The organism is Salmonella sp. SG203, from assembly GCF_013350575.1.
Classification (GTDB): Bacteria; Pseudomonadota; Gammaproteobacteria; order Enterobacterales; family Enterobacteriaceae; genus Salmonella; species Salmonella enterica.
In genome coordinates, this window is sequence record NZ_SNMT01000082.1 from 1 (window position 1) to 1,179 (window position 1,179).

Below are 1,179 nucleotides of genomic sequence, written 5' to 3' on the forward strand. Positions count from 1 at the left end.
CTGATATCCGCATTAACCGTAATGTTCCCGCCCTGAGTACCCGTTCCGTGCGTATCCACCGTCACACTGGTTCCGTTATTCAGCTGGTCTGCAATTTTCACTGCACTGACCCTGGCCCCCGCAGCTGACGGACTGAACACATGGTCCGTATCGCTCTCCAGTTTCGCCTCCGTTCCCTTACCGGTTTCCGTCACATTTGTATTGCTGCTTCCACTGACTATCGTCACGTCCAACGGGTCAAGCAGCCAGTTGCCGCCCCGGCCATTCAGGGCTGATGCATCCACATCGCCGAACGCCTGCAGGTTATTATGCGAGGAGGTCTCCACCTGACCACCGTTGCCTGACTGCGCCCCACCCTTCGCCAGAATACGGCCGCGGAAGTTCGTGTAATCCTCCGACCACAGCACCGCCTTACCGCCGTCACCCTTCTCCGTGGCCGACACGTCAATGACCGCATCCCTGTCCATCACCACTTTTGACGCGTTGCGGATGGCCACATCATTACCCTGCCAGCCCCCGCCCACGTACACCTCGCCGCCACCGGTACGCCCGGTCGCCGAAGTCCGGCTGCCGCCGGCCAGGTGGATATTCGCTCCCTGTACCGTGATTTTACCGCCGCGGCCGGTCTCACTGTCTGCCAGCAGCATCCCCGACTGGCTCACCACACCACTCTCTCCACCGTCCAGCACTATCTCGCCGCCGCGCTGGTTCAGCCCCCGGGCCTCCACGGTTCCGCTGTTGTTCACCACCGTGTTCAGCAGCATATCCTTACCGCGCGCCGTCAGGTACACCTGACCGTTCGTCGCCGCAATCAGGCCGCTGTTCTCCACCAGGGCATTCACCACGCTGCCGTTTACCGACACCGACGCCAGCCCCGTGTTATCCAGCTGCAGCGTCACCCTGTCTGCCGCCGCCAGCACCGCTTTACCGGACGGTGTGCTGAGGGTACCGCTGTTCCTGACCCGGTCTGCCGCCAGGACAATATACCCGCCCTTCGTCGTGGTCAGGCTCCCCTGGTTCACTATCTCCGCCCCCGGATGACTGCCTCCGCTGAACGTGTAGCGCCCTGCCATAAAGTCTTCCGTGCTGATGTTCTTCGTCGACGCCAGCAGCCCCGCCGTGTTCACCCTGGCGCCCTTACCGAACATCACCCCCGCCGGGTTGACCAGCATCACCTGG

At 62.4% G+C, this 1,179-nt stretch carries 1 pseudogene; it reads right to left on the reverse strand.

From position 1 onward, the window contains the following. Positions 1 to 1,179: pseudogene (locus HV477_RS27865) on the reverse strand (filamentous hemagglutinin); the annotation flags it as partial.